The following is a 344-nucleotide window of genomic DNA, read 5'->3' as shown; positions in this document are numbered from 1 at the left end:
AAGCCAAACTGGCTGCGGCCTTCGGTCTGGCCTCGCTGAGCAAACCTGCTGCGATCGTGATCTGGACCACCACCCCGTGGACCATCCCGGCCAACCAGGCGCTGAACGTGCACCCGGAATTCAACTACGCCCTGGTCGATATCGGCGACAAGCTGCTGGTGCTGGCTGAAGAGCTGGTCGAAGCCTGCCTGGCGCGCTATGGCGTGGAAGGTTCGGTCATCGCCACCACCACCGGTAAAGAGCTGGAGCTGATCAACTTCCGTCACCCGTTCTACGATCGTCTGTCGCCGGTGTACCTGGCTGACTACGTTGAGCTGGGCGCTGGCACCGGCGTAGTTCACTCC

At 62.2% G+C, this 344-nt stretch carries 1 pseudogene; it reads left to right on the top strand.

What is annotated here, in order from left to right:
• Positions 1-344, top strand: a pseudogene (locus AAEY83_RS13435) (isoleucine--tRNA ligase); the annotation flags it as partial.

The sequence above is a fragment of the Psychrobacter sp. TB20-MNA-CIBAN-0197 genome (genome assembly GCF_040309765.1).
Taxonomy (GTDB): Bacteria; Pseudomonadota; Gammaproteobacteria; order Pseudomonadales; family Moraxellaceae; genus Psychrobacter; species Psychrobacter submarinus.
The sequence above is the reverse complement of the archived record's forward strand: the minus strand, read 5'-3'. Positions and strand labels throughout refer to the sequence as shown.